The following is a 14,308-nucleotide window of genomic DNA, read 5'->3' as shown; positions in this document are numbered from 1 at the left end:
GTTTACAAGAATTTTCAGAAAGGCTACAATACAAGATGTACGTTCCGTCCGAAAGTTTTATCATATCTGAAAGGCAAATGATCATGAACACTGTGATTCATCCGATCCCGCCCGTATTTGACCGGAATTCAAAGATCCTGATCCTCGGATCTTTCCCGTCCGTCAAATCCAGGGAAGGACATTTTTTCTACCATCATCCGCAGAACCGCTTCTGGAAAACCCTGGCCGGAGTCCTGGATGTTCCGGTTCCGGACACGATCGATGAGAAAAAGGCTTTTCTCCTCTCCCACCGCATCGCGCTCTGGGATGTGATTGCCTCCTGCTCGATCGAAGGTTCCAGCGACAGTTCGATCCGCGATGTCGTGCCGAACGACCTCTCCGTGATCCTGTCCACCGCCGATATCCGGGCGATCTTCTGCAACGGAAAGACTTCCTGGAATTATTACAGGAAATATCAGGAAGCCGTGACCGGGATCCCCGCCGTCTCCCTGCCGTCCACGAGTCCGGCGAATGCGGCGTGGTCGCTCGAAAAATTAAAGGGTGCATGGAATGTGATCCTTCCGTATATCAGATAATGCACGCTGCCCCGGTATGAATGTTTACAGGACACGCGCCATGCCCGCGCACTGTAACAGAAGGTTCCTGCACTCATTTGCTCCAGCATCGTCTGTTCTGCCGGCATTTTTCATGATAAAATTTTTTATGAATTACTTTCCTGCATGTTTTCCCTCTCACCATCGAAAACTATCAGCCAGGAGGTGATCGTATGAAAGAACCATCAAAAAATAAGTCAGCTGATACCGACTGGGAGATCGACATCCAGTCCTGCTCCGCCACCGACTGTACCGGTCTGATCCCGGCGCTCCCGGAAAGTGACGCAGAGCTTGAGCATTATCAGGATCTCTACCATTATCTGCCTGACGAAAAAAAATGAGTCCGACTTTCACGGACCATATCTGCAAAATATGCATTCACAACTGCATCATACGGGATTTTTCGTTTAGATATTTTCGCTCTGTGGTGCAGGAACCATTTTTTCTACTCATCCGTGCATCCGGAAACTTCTCTCGATGCACCGGAAACTTGCAAGCCAAATATGATCAAATAAAGAAAGAAGTACAACGATTATGTTAAATGAATCCATCTACCGGTCATGCACCCTCTGTCCGAGGGAATGTCATGTTGACCGGACAGTATCCACAGGCTTCTGCGGCGCCGGACATGAACTGCGCGCCGCCAGAGCCGCCTTACATATGTGGGAAGAACCATGCATCAGCGGTACGACCGGAAGCGGGACCGTCTTTTTCTCCGGCTGTACACTGCGCTGTGTGTTCTGCCAGAATTTCCAGTTAAGCCATGAAAACTACGGAAAGACGATCTCCGCTTCCCGGCTCTCTGATATCTTCCTGGAGCTTCAGGAAAAAGGCGCCGCAAACATCAATCTCGTGACCGGGACGCAGTTCGCTCCGTCGATCATCCGTGCCCTGGATCTCGCAAAGCCAAAGCTTCAGATCCCGGTTGTTTTCAACTGCGGGGGATATGAAAAGATCGAGACGATCCGGGATCTCGCCGACTACGTCGATATCTGGCTTCCGGACCTCAAATACATGGACAGCGGTCTCTCAAAAAAATACTCTGCCGCTCCGGACTATTTTGAGAAAGCTTCCGCCGCGATAAAAGAAATGATCCGCCTCACCGGCGGACTTACCTGGAATCAAAAGAGCCCGTCCATGCTGGACCGCGGCGTCGTCATCCGCCATATGGTCCTTCCGGGGGCAAAGGATGATTCGATCCGGCTCCTGCACTGGATCAAAGAGAACCTCCCGGAACACCAGTATCTCATCAGTATCATGAGCCAGTACACGCCGTTTTACAGGAGCGCGGACTACCCGGAGATCAACCGCCGGATCACCTCCTACGAGTATAACAAGGTCGTTGATACCGCCATCGATCTCGGTCTCACCGAGGGCTTCATGCAGGAAAGAAGCAGCGCCAAAGAAGAATATACGCCGCCGTTTGACTGTGAGGGGATCTGAGAGCCGGTAGAAGTTCAGACCGACAGGATTGATGATGACAGAGTCAGCACCGGCAGCTTCCTGGATACAAACATCATAAAAGGTGGGTACCGAATCAATTTTTCTGTTTCGATACCCACCTTAATGTTCTGCGTTATCCAATGGATCTTACCTCGTTTTCATTAGATTTTGTTTCTATATGAAGTTTTTCTTTTTCACTCCGCCGGCTTTTTCCGAAAGTTTATATTTTTTGTTCTCATATCGATCATTGTATTTCTCTTTTCGATACTTTCTCGTCATATCTCGAAGGATTTCAAATAATCTTTTTTTCGATCAATTACCCGGTTTTGTGTGTTTCCTTTGTTCCGGATTTTTCAGATTTGAAAAATGGAACGAGACTTATGTGTTCGGTGGACTGTACCTCCTTTACTTAGAATCTTTTAAGTACGAACCTTTTCGTCTTCTTTGCTTTGTTCTCTCTTTCTTTTTGATGTCTTTATTATATGCGATAAGTCCCATTTTGTCAACATGTTTTTAGAAATATTTTTATTTATTTTATTATTGTTAGTTAATTGTTGTATTGTGTATAATTATTCAAATAATTTTATCTGTCAGTATTCTCTGTATATTACTGGATTTCTCCGCCCCGGATTTTTACTCTGCAAGAATACCGCATCTAACAGCTTGCGCTGACTAAGAGGATGCACCAACGTTCACCTGCATTCGTCTTAAATCCCCGGGGTTATCCACTTCTTTTTCTCTCCCCGCATCCCCGGAACAATACTGCAAATGTGACAGAAATCCCCGCCACCATCAGAAAGAGATCTGAGTACACCCCGAACGCAGCTGACACCTTCTCCCAGGAATCTCCGGCGATCCTGCCTGCATAGACGAGAACCGTATTCCACAGAAAACTCCCCGCCGCCGTGAAAGCAAGAAACGGGACGACCGGCATCCTGGCGATCCCTGCGGGAATGGAGATCAGGCTCCGGACGATCGGGACCAGTCTGCACAAAAAGACTGCAGACTTCCCGCGATCCCGGAACCAGTCTTTCGCGAGGTCGATATCCTCCGGTCTGAAATGGAGCAGCTGTCCGGCCTTTCCACAGAGCAGTTTCCGAAATATCTCATCCGGAAGGAATCTCCCGGCTCCGTAAAGAATGACTGCTCCCGCCATGGACCCGGCCGTTGAGAAGAGGATCACCCCGCCGGGCGTCATGTCCGTGCAGGTCGTCATGACACCTCCAAATGTCAGAATCACCTCCGAAGGGATCGGAGGAAACAGATTTTCCACTAAAATAAGGAGGAATACGGCAAGATTTCCGTATTCCCCCATCAGTTCCAGTACCAGCTCCCGCATACACGCACCCCCGCTTTGCCATGGGTACAATATATGTGGAGCTGATCTGCATTATTCATTTCCTTTTTCTCCGATCAGCCATTATATTTCTGGCTCTGCTCCGCGATCAGCGCCGCATCATCGAAGTAGTTGATCTTCATCGCCTCGCGCATCTCTTTTAAGGTCTGGGCAGCCACGCGCTCTGCCTTCTCGCTTCCGCTCTTTAAGATCTCGTATACAGCCGGGATGTCCTGCTCCCATTTCTTTCTTCTCTCACGGATCGGGCGAAGCTCTTCCTCAAGCACACGGTTTAAGAACTTTTTCACCTTTACATCGCCGAGTCCGCCGCGGGAGTAGTGTTCCTTCACCTCGTCGAGATTCTTGTAATCCGGCCAGAACTCTGCAAAGTACTCGTCCTTGCAGAATGCATCGAGATATGTGAAGACGGTATTTCCTTCCACCTGTCCCGGATCGCTGACTTTTAAGTGATTCGGATCTGTGTACATGGACATGACTTTCTTCTTTACTTCCTCCTCCGGATCGGAAAGATAGATGCAGTTTCCTAAGGATTTGCTCATCTTCGCCTTTCCATCGATTCCCGGAAGACGGCGGCATGCGTCGTTGCTCGGAAGAAGAATCTCCGGCATCACGAGTGCGTCTGTGTTGTATACCGTATTGAATTTGTGAACGATCTCTCTTGTCTGCTCAACCATCGGCATCTGGTCCTCACCGGCCGGGACCACGTTTGCCTTAAATGCGGTGATATCGGCAGCCTGGCTGATCGGGTAGGTGAAGAAACCGACCGGGATGCTCGCCTCGAAGTTTCTCATCTGGATCTCGCTCTTTACAGTTGGGTTTCTCTGTAATCTGGAAACGGTAACGATATCCATATAGTAAGCGGTCATCTCATAGAGCTCCGGCACCATGGACTGGATAAAGATCGTGGATTTCTCCGGATCAAGACCTGCGGACAGGTAATCCAGGGCAACCTCCAGAATATTCTGGCGGACCTTCTCCGGGTTATCCGCGTTGTCTGTAAGTGCCTGGGAATCAGCGATCATGATATAGATATCGCTGTACTCTCCGGAGTTCTGAAGCTCCACTCTTCTTCTCAAAGATCCTACATAATGTCCTACATGAAGACGTCCGGTCGGGCGGTCTCCTGTTAAAATTACTTTTCCCACAACAATGTTCCTTTCTGTTCTGTGTTAGCAGGCAGCCATTCCGGTCATTTAGACCTTCCTGCGGCCTGGATCTTTCTCTTTTATTCCAAAGCGCCCTGATCCATCTGATCGTGGTCACGGCACCCGGAGGCGTTATGATAGAATTATAAAGCGGATTCGCCTCTTTTGCAAGCATAACCGCTCTTTTTGCAGGATTCTACGGACTTTGGCTCTTTGTTCGCGTAACAAGTAAAGATCCGGTCACGATGAGTTTTCTCACCATGACCGGATCTTTCTATCATTTTCAGTATTATGAGATCACAGACCGTTTTCCGTTTTTATCCGTACACATCGGGCCTGTAAATCTGTTTTCATCCTTTGATCACGCGGACTTTATACATTCCGCTGATCTTCTCCAGATGGCTCACCGCCTCTGCCTTTGCCGGGTCCTCAAGATCCAGAAGTGTGTAGGCGTATTTGTCGCGGCTCTTGTTTGTCATGTTCGCGATGTTGATCCCCTCAGCCGCAAGGATCGAGGTGATCTGGCCGATCATGTTCGGAACATTTGCGTGGAGCAGGGCGATTCTTCCTGCAACCTGGCATACCCCCATGTCGCATGCCGGGTAGTTTACGGAATTCTTGATATTTCCGTTTTCCAGGTAATCCTTTAACTCATCCGCAGCCATCACCGCACAGTTGTCCTCAGATTCCTCTGTGGAAGCGCCGAGATGCGGAGTTGCGATCACGCCTTCCATCGCGGATGTCTTTGCGTTCGGGAAGTCTGTGATATATTTCTTTACTTTTCCTGCCTTTAATGCTGCTTCCATGTCATCGTCATTGACAAGAAGATCTCTCGCGTAGTTTAAGATCACAACGCCGTCCTTCATCTGATCGAAAGCGTCCTTGTTGATCATATATTTCGTGGAATCCAGAAGCGGAACATGAACAGTGATGTAATCGCACTCCTGGTAGATCGTGTTGACGTCCATGATGTGCTTTACGGAGCGGGACAGCATCCATGCCGCGTTGACGGAGATGAACGGGTCGTATCCGTATACTTCCATTCCGAGAGCTGCAGCCGCATTCGCTACCTCGCAGCCGATCGCGCCGAGTCCGATGACACCGAGCTTTTTGCCCTTGATCTCATTTCCTGCAAAGGCTTTCTTGCTCTTTTCCATCTTCTTTGCGATATCTTCCTCACCTGCATGCTCTCTGCACCATTCCACGCCGCCGATGACGTCTCTGGATGTCAGGAACAGGCCTGCAAGTACAAGCTCTTTTACACCGTTCTTATTTGCACCCGGTGTGTTGAATACGACGATTCCCTTTTTCGCGCACTCATCGAGCGGGATGTTGTTGACTCCGGCTCCGGCTCTCGCGATCGCCTGAAGTCTCTCCGGGAATTCTGTCTCATGAAGGGATGCGCTGCGGACCATGACTCCTTCCGCATCTTTGATGTCATCTACAAATGTATAATCTCCTGTGAGGCGGTCTGTACCGTAGTGGGAGATCTGATTTAAACAGCAAATCTTTCTCATAATGTCTCTCCTGTAATCTTTTCGATCCGGCAGCCTTACGCGTTCGCGTGCTCCGCCTCAAATTTTTTCATGAATTCTACAAGCTTTACAACGCCCTCTTCCGGCATTGCATTGTAGATGCTGGCTCTCATACCGCCGACGGTGCGGTGACCTTTTAAGTTCACGAATCCGGCCTTTTCTGCCTCTTTTACGAACAGGGCATCGAGGTCTTTGTCACCTGTCACGAACGGTACGTTCATGATCGAGCGATCCTCTTTTCTTACTGTTCCATGGAACATTTTGCTCTGATCCAGGTAATCGTAGAGGATCTTTGCCTTTCTTTCATTTCTCACTTTCATGGCTTCCAGACCGCCCTGTTTCTTCAGCCATTTGAATACCTTGCCGCAGATATAGATTCCGTAGCACGGCGGAGTATTGAAGAGAGAGCCTGCCTTCGCCTGTACATCGTAGCGCATGATCGTCGGTGTCTCCGGAAGAACGTCCTCGCGGATCAGGTCTTCCCGGATGATCACGATGACAACGCCGGCCGGTCCGATATTTTTCTGGACGCCTCCGTAGATCACGCCGTATTTTGTGACATCCATCGGTTCTGAGAGGAAACATGAGGAGACATCAGAGACAAGTGTTTTTCCTTTTGTATTCGGGAGTGTGTGGAATTTTGTTCCGTAAATCGTATTGTTCTCGCAGATGTAGACATAGTCAGCATTCTCGTCGATCGGAAGATCGGAGCAGTCCGGAATATAGCTGAATGTCTTGTCTTCGCTGGATGCGATAGCATTTGCGGTTCCGTAAAGCTTTGCTTCCTTCCATGCTTTCTTTGCCCACTGTCCAGTGATGATGTAATCGCCGACACGGTTCTTAAACAGGTTTAACGGAACTGCAGCGAACTGCTGGTGTGCGCCGCCCTGTAAGAACAGGACTTTGTAATTGTCCGGGATCTTTAAAAGATCACGGATATCCTGCTCTGCCGTCTGGATGATCTCCTCGAACGCTTTTGAGCGGTGGCTCATCTCCATAACGGACATTCCGGTTCCGTTATAATCCAGCATTTCTGCTGCTGCTTCTTTTAATACTTCTTCCGGCAACACAGCCGGACCTGCGGAAAAGTTGTAAACTCTGCTCATAAATTCTGTTCCCCTCTCTGATTGCTCTATGGTCTCTCCTCTAAGGGGCGGCCACGAATCCAGCCCAGTCGCATGATCCGTTGTATTACTTCACCTTGTCTCTTCTCTACCAATGTGAAGTCTCGAATCGGGCTGATTTGTCATATATCCTAGCACAAGTCACCCGGCAAATCAATGATAAAATTTTTTATTTTCGGGAATTATGTAAACTTTCTTCTTTTTTTAGTCTCTTTTTTTACAATTTCGATGAGACAGTTCCGAATTTTATTAGATTTCTCTGAGAAAATCGGATTTTATCTCAAGCAGATAAACCATGTTAGATTTTCATTTCCCTATCGTGTAAGATTATGGTACGTCAGTTATATCTTTACTCAATAGAAGCAGCGGACTTTGGCGTAAAAAAAAAGAAAGACAGACTGCATATGTTTTATATGTACTCTGTCTTTCTGTATTCTTTCTATTTTACTTTCTGTATCTGCGTGATCTCTCCCTTTTTTCTCTCACTGAGAAATCCGGGCCCGGTCATTCTCAGATCCTCTCGCAGATCAGGTTGCCCATCTCGGTCGTTCCAACCTGCTTCATGCCCTCATCCATGATATCCACAGTGCGGTAACCGTCCGCAAGGACTTTTCTCACTGCGTCTTCGATCGCATCTGCTTCCTTATCAAGATCGAAGGAGAAGCGGAGCATCATCGCTGCGGAGAGAATCGTCGCGATCGGGTTTGCGATGTCCTTGCCTGCGATATCCGGTGCGGAACCGTGGCTCGGCTCGTAGAGACCGAATTTGCTCTCGTTTAAGCTTGCGGAGGACAGCATTCCGATGGAACCTGTGATCATGCTCGCCTCGTCGGATAAGATATCGCCGAACATGTTCTCAGTTAAAATGACGTCGAACTGGCGCGGATTCATGACAAGCTGCATTGCGCAGTTATCGACTAACATGTTCTCAAGTGTAACTTCCGGATAGTCCTTTGCGACTTCCGCTACAACTTTTCTCCAGAGTCTGGAGGAATCAAGAACGTTTGCCTTATCGACACTCGTCACTTTCTTTTTTCTCTTCATTGCGATCTCGAAGGCCTTGATCGCTACGCGGCGGATCTCCTTCTCACTGTATACAAGAGTATCTGTTGCCTGCTCCACACCGTCTACCGTCTCTGTGTGGCGCTCGCCGAAATACAGACCACCTGTAAGCTCGCGGACGATGACCATGTCAAAGCCGTCCCCGATGATCTCTTTCTTTAACGGGCATGCACCGGCAAGGTCATTGTAGAGGTACGCCGGGCGGATGTTTGCAAACAGATTTAAGCCTTTGCGGATCGTAAGAAGACCTGCCTCCGGTCTCAGGTTCGGAGCCACATCATACCAGCGGGAGTTTCCGACATTTCCGCCGACTGCGCCTAAAAGAACGGCATCGCTCTTCTTTGCAGTCTCAAGCGCCTCATCTGTCAGCGGCACCCCGTAGGTGTCGATGGAGATTCCGCCCATGAGGACGTCCTCGTAGTTGAATTTATGGCCGTATTTCTGTCCAATTTTATCTAAAACTTTTTTTGCCTCTCTTACAATTTCCGGACCGATCCCGTCGCCGGAGATCGCTGCGATCGTGTATTCCATCTCTTTTACCCTCCATGATCCCATGGACTTGAATCCAAGGATCTTCTTTTTATATTCCGGATCCATCCCGACCCATTCTTTTCCATGTAATCATACTCTAAATTTTCTTATTTTTCAAGAAATCGGGAGAAATTACCGGCATACATGTTTTCTATCTGTTGTATGAATCAGGGTTATATTCTGATTGTTCCTCAAAAATGATTCGACATCGGTAAAAAAGTTAGTCCTATCCGGCCAAGATAAAGAAAGGCAGATACCCCGGAAAAATCCATCGGTATCTGCCTTTGTTCTCTTTTTCTTTATTCGTGGTACATCTCCGGTCTGCGGTCACGGAAAAGTCCCCAGGAGAAGCGCTCGCGCTCCAGCTCGTCCAGGTCAAACTCCGCTGTGATCACGCCCTCGCTGTCGCGGTCCATAGACCGGATCACTTCACCGGCACCGTCCGTGATGAAGGAGGAGCCATAGAATTTCAGGGCTGATTTCTGGTTTCCGTTTACCTCACATGGCGTTACCTCTTCTAGTCCCACGCGGTTTGCCGCGATCACCGGCATCAGGTTCGACGCGGAATGTCCCTGCATGCAGAGTCTCCAGTGGGGCATGCTGTCCACGGAGAGGATCGGCTCGCTGCCGATGGCTGTCGGATAAAATAAGAGCTCTGCGCCCTTTACCGCCATAAATCGTGCGGTCTCCGGAAACCACTGGTCCCAGCAGATGCCGACGCCGATCGTCCCGTAGCGGGTCTTAAATGCTTTAAATCCGGTATCTCCCGGTGTGAAATAGAATTTTTCCTGATAATAGTGGTCGTCCGGGATGTGGGTCTTTCTGTAGATCCCTAGGTTCGTTCCGTCCGCATCAAGGATCGCCACCGTGTTGAACAGGCGTTTCCCGTCCTTTTCATAGAAGCTGATCGGAAGGACGACAGAAAGCTCCTCTGCGACTTTCGCAAAGTGCTTTACCGCATCATTCTCCTCCACCGGCTTCGCAAACTCATAGTATTCGTACTGGCGCTCCTGGCAGAAATACTGGCGTTCAAAGAGCTCCGGCAGCAGGATGATCTGCGCACCGTCCGCCGCCGCTTTTCTTACAAGCCGTTCCGCGTTCGCGATATTTTCATTTACATCTCTCGTGCAGCGCATCTGTACCGCCGCAACTTTCACCTTTCGCATTCTTCTTCCTCCTGCCAGTGATCTTATTTTTCCTCTGCGCATCTGCTCTTTTTTTGCCTGCGCAGACTTTGTTTTGGGTTTCTGAAACTCAGCTGTACCCTCATGACTCCAGATTTCAGTTTCAGATATTTAAAAATTTTCCGGACATAGAAATCTCATTTTCCCATTTCCGGTACTCTGATGCTATTCAGGCTTGTGACTCTCTGCTCTTTCCTTCCGGGATCTGCTGCGTGATGCAGTGGATGTTTCCGCCTCCGAGCAGGATATCCCGCGCCGGCACCGGATAGACAGTCCGCTCCGGGAATGCCGCTTTTAAGATCTCCACTGCCGCCTCATCATGCTCATCCCCAAACTGCGGGACGATCACTCCGCCGTTTGAAATATAGAAGTTTACATAACTTGCCGCCAGCCGCTCTCCGACTTCTCTCGTGTCCTCTCCGTCCTCGAACTCATAGCCGCCGAGATCCTCCTCTGTGACGCAGATCGGTGTTTTCGGAATCGGAAGCTTATGAACCTTGATCTTTCGTCCCATCGCGTCCGTCTCGCGCTCCAGGATCTCCAGACAGCTCTTTGACATCGCATACTGCGGGTCCGTCTCGTCATCCGTCCAGGCGAGGACGACCTCCCCCGGTCTCACGAAAGCGCAGATATTGTCCACATGCTCGTTCGTCTCATCGTTGTAGATCCCGCGCTCCAGCCAGATCACTTTCTGCGCTCCGAGATAATCGCAGAGCTTCTGTTCGATCTCCTGCTTTGAAAGCTTTGGATTTCTTCCCGCACTCAAAAGGCAGGCTGCTGTCACGAGGACCGTTCCCTCACCGTCCGAATGGATCGAGCCGCCTTCCAGAACAAACGGATGCGCCTCATAGCAGTCATAATGGAGTTCCTCGCAGACCTTCTCCGCAACCTGATCATCCTTTTCCCAGTGTGCGTAGAGTCCGTCCACATCGCCTCCCCAGGCATTGAACTCCCAATCGATCCCGCGGACATTTTTTTCATCGTTCACCACAAACGTCGGAGCTACATCTCTCGCCCAGGCGTCATCAGACTCCATCCGGATCACATGGATCTCATGTCCCGGATTTCCGGTCAGCATTTCTCTCGCGTTCTCTTCCACATCCGCTTCCGCCAGCATAAAGACTTCCTCGCTCTCGGCGATCGCCCATGCCACACGCTTAAATGCCTCTCTGGCCTTCTTTGCGCCGTAGTTCCAGCTTCCCGGACGCTTCGGCCAGATCATGATGCAGCCCCGGTGAGGTTCAAATTCCCCGGGCATGCGGAATCCATCCGCGGCCGGGAGTGTGTGAAGTTTCTTCATGTTCTGTTTCCTCTTTCTGTCTTTATTAGTAACTGTTCAGTACCCTCACACCTGCAGGAACCTCCCCCGGAGCTTCCCTTCGGATGCATGGCAAATTACGGGCAAAAATTCATTCCAATTCAGCTTCGCCGATGGGATTTTTGTTTTATTCTCTCACCAGAATTTTTCTCTCCCGCACCGCCCGTTTTCCCATTTCTTTGGGTCGCCGCAGCCGCATTCCGGTTCGCATGGCGGCGGACACGGGCACGGTCGGCAGGGCGGTCCCGGCGGTGGTCCCGGTTTTGGCGGCTTCGGAGGTTTTTCTTTCTTTTCTTCCAGACGGACCAGGATGATATCGTCCCCGATCTGACAGATATCGTCAAACGGGATCACAAAATCTTTCTCGCGCCCTAAAAATCCGCAGACGCAGCCCGGTCCCGGCACAATGATCGCAAGGATCTTTCCCGAACACGGGTCAATATCGAGATCGCCCACAAATCCCAGTCTCCTGCAGTCACAGACGTTAATCACTTCGCGCTTTTTCAGCTCGCTCATCCGCATCCGATCATCTCCCGGACATTTTTTATGTAATCAGTCTATGATATGCAGAACGCGCCATATTTGATTCGTTTTCATCCAAAACCGGTATTTTCACAAGTTCTGACATATTCCCCCAGAAATGCTCTCTAAAAATTCTCCGGCAGTTTCCTCACCGACTTTAATATTTTCGCAGCGTTTTTCCACAGCATCTCCTCTTTCTCGCTGTCGGAAAAGCTGCTGTCCCTGATCCTTGCGATCGCGGCTTTCTGGCTCCCGTACGGGAAATCGCAGCCGTACATGGTCCGCTCCGGCCCGAATTTCCGGATGATCTCCTCGAACTCCCCGGAATCCTCGAGCTCCGCGCTCATCGCCGTGTCGATAAAGACATTTTCTGGAAGATCATCCAGCGTCTCCTCCGGATTTTTCATCATGCAGAAACTCCCCATATGTGCCATGATGATCGGGATATCCGGGGCATATTTTAAGATTTTCCGCACTCCGGACGGATAAAGGTCATACGGGCGCGCGATCTTCGCAGTTCCGCAGTGGATCAGCACCGGAAATCCCAGCGCATTGATCCGCCGCCACATTTCCTCATATTTCGGATCTTCGAGATGGACTTTCTGGAACGGCGGATGAAACTTGATCCCCGCCATTCCCATGTCCTTCAGTTTTTCCAGCTCCTCCGCCACATTTTCACACTCCGGATGAAGTCCGCCGAACGGAATGATGTTTTTCCGGGCAGACTCCTTCGCAAACCTGTTTACCTCCGCCTGATTCTGCGGTTTTGAGACGACCGGCAGATTGACGGAGAGTGTCACCCCGGCATCCTGCATCCGTGTCAGGAGATTCTCCCGGATCGGGAGATTTTTGAAATCATCATGCTCCTGTCCGGTGACTTCCATTGCCCGCCTCGCCAGCGCGACCGGATAAATATGGGTGTGGATATCGATGATCTTACAGTTCATCCGTATCCTGTCCTTTCTTTCACATGATCATGTGTCTTCCGATCAGCTGCAGAGATCCACGATCACCTGTGCAAAGATCTTCGCGCTCATCAAGAGCTCGTCGACCACCGCGAACTCATCCGGACCATGCATGTGATTTTCGGTCTCCGGAAGGCAGGCACCGAATGCGACACCATTCTTTAAGTGGTGGACATATGTTCCGCCTCCGATCGCGATGCACTCGCCCTTTCTTCCGGAATAGGACTCGTAAGCAGAAAGAAGAGTCTTTACGAAGTCGGAATCTGCCGGCACATGGTGCGGCGGTTCCAGTTCCTCGGTATTGAAGGAAATCCCCTCTGCCTCCATATTTTTCCGGATCACGTCGATCGTGTTCTCCTTTGTCGCACAGATCGGGCAGCGGCTGTCAAATTCGCCTTCCAGGCTCTTTTCGGAGATGTCCAGCATGCTGAATGCGAGTGTCAGTTCTCCGGACTCCTCATCGCTTATCTGGATCCCCAGTCCGGCGCCAAACCAGTCACCGTGCGGCATCAGATGATTTAACGCACGGACAGCTTTGAGTTGTCCGCACTCTGCGAGCGGCAGACGCTCGATCAGCGCCAGAAGACCTGTCAGGGCATTTTTTCCCTTCCACGGAGTTGATGCATGTCCATTTTCTCCGGACGCTGCGATCTTTAAGCATCCGTCTTCGGAAGAAACGGTAAATGTAATCCCGAGTTCTTCCTCCATGCTCTTTGCAAGAGCTTCCGTCTCATCCCCGTCAAGTCCCTCAAAGAGAGCTTCCGCTGCCGCCGGAACGACGTTGACCTTTGTCCCGCACTTGAAGGAGACCATCTTCGGGAGCTTGTCGGACGGCTCAAATTCTGCCGTAAAATTGCCTTCGATCCGGCCTTTTTCGATGTTGATGACCGGGAAGGATGCATCCGGTGAGAAGGTCATCGGTGCTTCCTTCTCCACACTGTAGTAGTGGGTGATATCGGAGCTTCCGCACTCCTCATCCGTTCCGAGGATCAGCCGGACATTCTTTTTCAGTGGGATCCCGAGCTCGTTGACCGCACGCATCGCATAGAGAGCCGCGACTGCCGGTCCCTTATCGTCCGCAGTTCCGCGCCCGTAGATCTTTCCGTCCTTCACGACCGGCTCAAACGGCTTTGTGACCGTCCATCCATCTCCGGCCGGAACGACATCGAGGTGCGCTAAAATATCCAGCTGGGCGTCCTTGTTGTTCATGTCCACGGTGCCGACATAATTGTCATAATTGTTGATGGAAAAATCGTAACATTCCGCGATATGCAGCGCTGTGCGCAGTGCCTCGGAACATCCCTCCCCATACGGTTTTCCGATCCGGTAAGAGCCTTTCACGCTGTTGATCCGGCAAAGCTCCTCGATATCTTCCAGCATCTCTTTCTTATGTGCATCAATATACCGGCTGATCTTCTCTTTGTACATAATTTCTGCCTCCATTATTCTCTATATACCATTTTCCCAACAAGTGAAAACACGCTTCGCGTAAAGAAAGACAGACGGGGCCGCCTCGTCCCGGGCGTTTC

13 protein-coding genes are annotated in these 14,308 nt (G+C 50.3%); 3 read left to right on the top strand and 10 right to left on the bottom strand.

Annotation, left to right across the window (positions count from 1 at the left end):
• Positions 1-83 precede the first annotated feature (83 nt).
• From GPK90_RS14165 to GPK90_RS14155, 3 genes are all read left to right on the top strand, one after another.
• A complete protein-coding gene (locus GPK90_RS14165) occupies positions 84-575 on the top strand; it encodes a DNA-deoxyinosine glycosylase (protein WP_118321267.1) in 492 nt (163 codons plus the stop codon).
• A gap of 191 nt (positions 576-766) precedes the next feature.
• The gene (locus GPK90_RS14160; RefSeq protein WP_182426555.1) at positions 767-934 is read left to right on the top strand and encodes a hypothetical protein; all 168 of its coding nucleotides are present in this window, start codon (positions 767-769) and stop codon (positions 932-934) included.
• 193 nt (positions 935-1,127) lie between these two features.
• Complete coding sequence (locus tag GPK90_RS14155) at positions 1,128-2,036, top strand: radical SAM protein (RefSeq protein ID WP_215703282.1); 909 nt, start codon at positions 1,128-1,130, stop codon at positions 2,034-2,036.
• A 721-nt stretch (positions 2,037-2,757) separates the two neighbouring features.
• Here the strand turns inward: GPK90_RS14155 and GPK90_RS14150 are convergent.
• The 10 genes from GPK90_RS14150 to GPK90_RS14105 all read right to left on the bottom strand — a co-directional run bounded on the left by GPK90_RS14150 (position 2,758) and on the right by GPK90_RS14105 (position 14,207).
• Complete coding sequence (locus GPK90_RS14150) at positions 2,758-3,375, bottom strand: DedA family protein (protein WP_215703281.1); 618 nt, start codon at positions 3,373-3,375, stop codon at positions 2,758-2,760.
• Positions 3,376-3,449: 74 nt separating this feature from the next.
• Positions 3,450-4,538: a tryptophan--tRNA ligase gene (gene trpS / locus GPK90_RS14145; RefSeq protein WP_118298647.1), complete on the bottom strand. Its 1,089-nt coding sequence runs from the start codon at positions 4,536-4,538 to the stop codon at positions 3,450-3,452.
• Between the two features lie 350 nt (positions 4,539-4,888).
• Positions 4,889-6,055, bottom strand: a complete 1,167-nt coding sequence (locus GPK90_RS14140) for a phosphoglycerate dehydrogenase (protein ID WP_215703280.1) — start codon at positions 6,053-6,055, stop codon at positions 4,889-4,891.
• 35 nt (positions 6,056-6,090) lie between these two features.
• The gene (serC, locus tag GPK90_RS14135) at positions 6,091-7,179 is read right to left on the bottom strand and encodes a 3-phosphoserine/phosphohydroxythreonine transaminase (protein ID WP_118298645.1); all 1,089 of its coding nucleotides are present in this window, start codon (positions 7,177-7,179) and stop codon (positions 6,091-6,093) included.
• Between the two features lie 528 nt (positions 7,180-7,707).
• Complete coding sequence (gene leuB, locus GPK90_RS14130; RefSeq protein WP_215703337.1) at positions 7,708-8,790, bottom strand: 3-isopropylmalate dehydrogenase; 1,083 nt, start codon at positions 8,788-8,790, stop codon at positions 7,708-7,710.
• Positions 8,791-9,089: 299 nt separating this feature from the next.
• The gene (gene aguB, locus GPK90_RS14125) at positions 9,090-9,956 is read right to left on the bottom strand and encodes an N-carbamoylputrescine amidase (protein WP_215703279.1); all 867 of its coding nucleotides are present in this window, start codon (positions 9,954-9,956) and stop codon (positions 9,090-9,092) included.
• A gap of 187 nt (positions 9,957-10,143) precedes the next feature.
• On the bottom strand, positions 10,144-11,274 hold the full coding sequence (gene aguA / locus GPK90_RS14120) for an agmatine deiminase (protein WP_215703278.1): 1,131 nt from the start codon (positions 11,272-11,274) through the stop codon (positions 10,144-10,146).
• A gap of 153 nt (positions 11,275-11,427) precedes the next feature.
• Positions 11,428-11,814, bottom strand: coding sequence for a YlmC/YmxH family sporulation protein (locus GPK90_RS19640; RefSeq protein ID WP_215703277.1), 387 nt, complete (start codon positions 11,812-11,814; stop codon positions 11,428-11,430).
• A gap of 125 nt (positions 11,815-11,939) precedes the next feature.
• Positions 11,940-12,761 (bottom strand): amidohydrolase family protein, encoded by an 822-nt coding sequence (locus GPK90_RS14110; RefSeq protein ID WP_215703276.1) that lies wholly within the window; start codon positions 12,759-12,761, stop codon positions 11,940-11,942.
• Between the two features lie 42 nt (positions 12,762-12,803).
• Positions 12,804-14,207: a Sapep family Mn(2+)-dependent dipeptidase gene (locus GPK90_RS14105; protein ID WP_215703275.1), complete on the bottom strand. Its 1,404-nt coding sequence runs from the start codon at positions 14,205-14,207 to the stop codon at positions 12,804-12,806.
• Positions 14,208-14,308 lie beyond the last annotated feature (101 nt).

Origin of the sequence: Clostridium sp. MCC344 (assembly GCF_018785365.1) — a bacterium.
Lineage (GTDB): Bacteria > Bacillota > Clostridia > Lachnospirales > Lachnospiraceae > Pilosibacter.
Note: the sequence above shows the minus strand (reverse complement) of the source record. Positions and strands in the feature narration are given on the sequence as shown.

Coding starts and splice junctions, on each gene's coding strand:
- aguA (WP_215703278.1), bottom strand. CDS start 11,274: ATGAAGAAACTTCACACACTCCCGGCCGCGGATGGATTCCGCATGCCC.
- serC (WP_118298645.1), bottom strand. CDS start 7,179: ATGAGCAGAGTTTACAACTTTTCCGCAGGTCCGGCTGTGTTGCCGGAA.
- GPK90_RS14165 (WP_118321267.1), top strand. CDS start 84: ATGAACACTGTGATTCATCCGATCCCGCCCGTATTTGACCGGAATTCA.
- GPK90_RS19640 (WP_215703277.1), bottom strand. CDS start 11,814: ATGCGGATGAGCGAGCTGAAAAAGCGCGAAGTGATTAACGTCTGTGAC.
- GPK90_RS14160 (WP_182426555.1), top strand. CDS start 767: ATGAAAGAACCATCAAAAAATAAGTCAGCTGATACCGACTGGGAGATC.
- GPK90_RS14110 (WP_215703276.1), bottom strand. CDS start 12,761: ATGAACTGTAAGATCATCGATATCCACACCCATATTTATCCGGTCGCG.
- GPK90_RS14150 (WP_215703281.1), bottom strand. CDS start 3,375: ATGCGGGAGCTGGTACTGGAACTGATGGGGGAATACGGAAATCTTGCC.
- GPK90_RS14140 (WP_215703280.1), bottom strand. CDS start 6,055: ATGAGAAAGATTTGCTGTTTAAATCAGATCTCCCACTACGGTACAGAC.
- aguB (WP_215703279.1), bottom strand. CDS start 9,956: ATGCGAAAGGTGAAAGTTGCGGCGGTACAGATGCGCTGCACGAGAGAT.
- GPK90_RS14105 (WP_215703275.1), bottom strand. CDS start 14,207: ATGTACAAAGAGAAGATCAGCCGGTATATTGATGCACATAAGAAAGAG.
- leuB (WP_215703337.1), bottom strand. CDS start 8,790: ATGGAATACACGATCGCAGCGATCTCCGGCGACGGGATCGGTCCGGAA.
- GPK90_RS14155 (WP_215703282.1), top strand. CDS start 1,128: ATGTTAAATGAATCCATCTACCGGTCATGCACCCTCTGTCCGAGGGAA.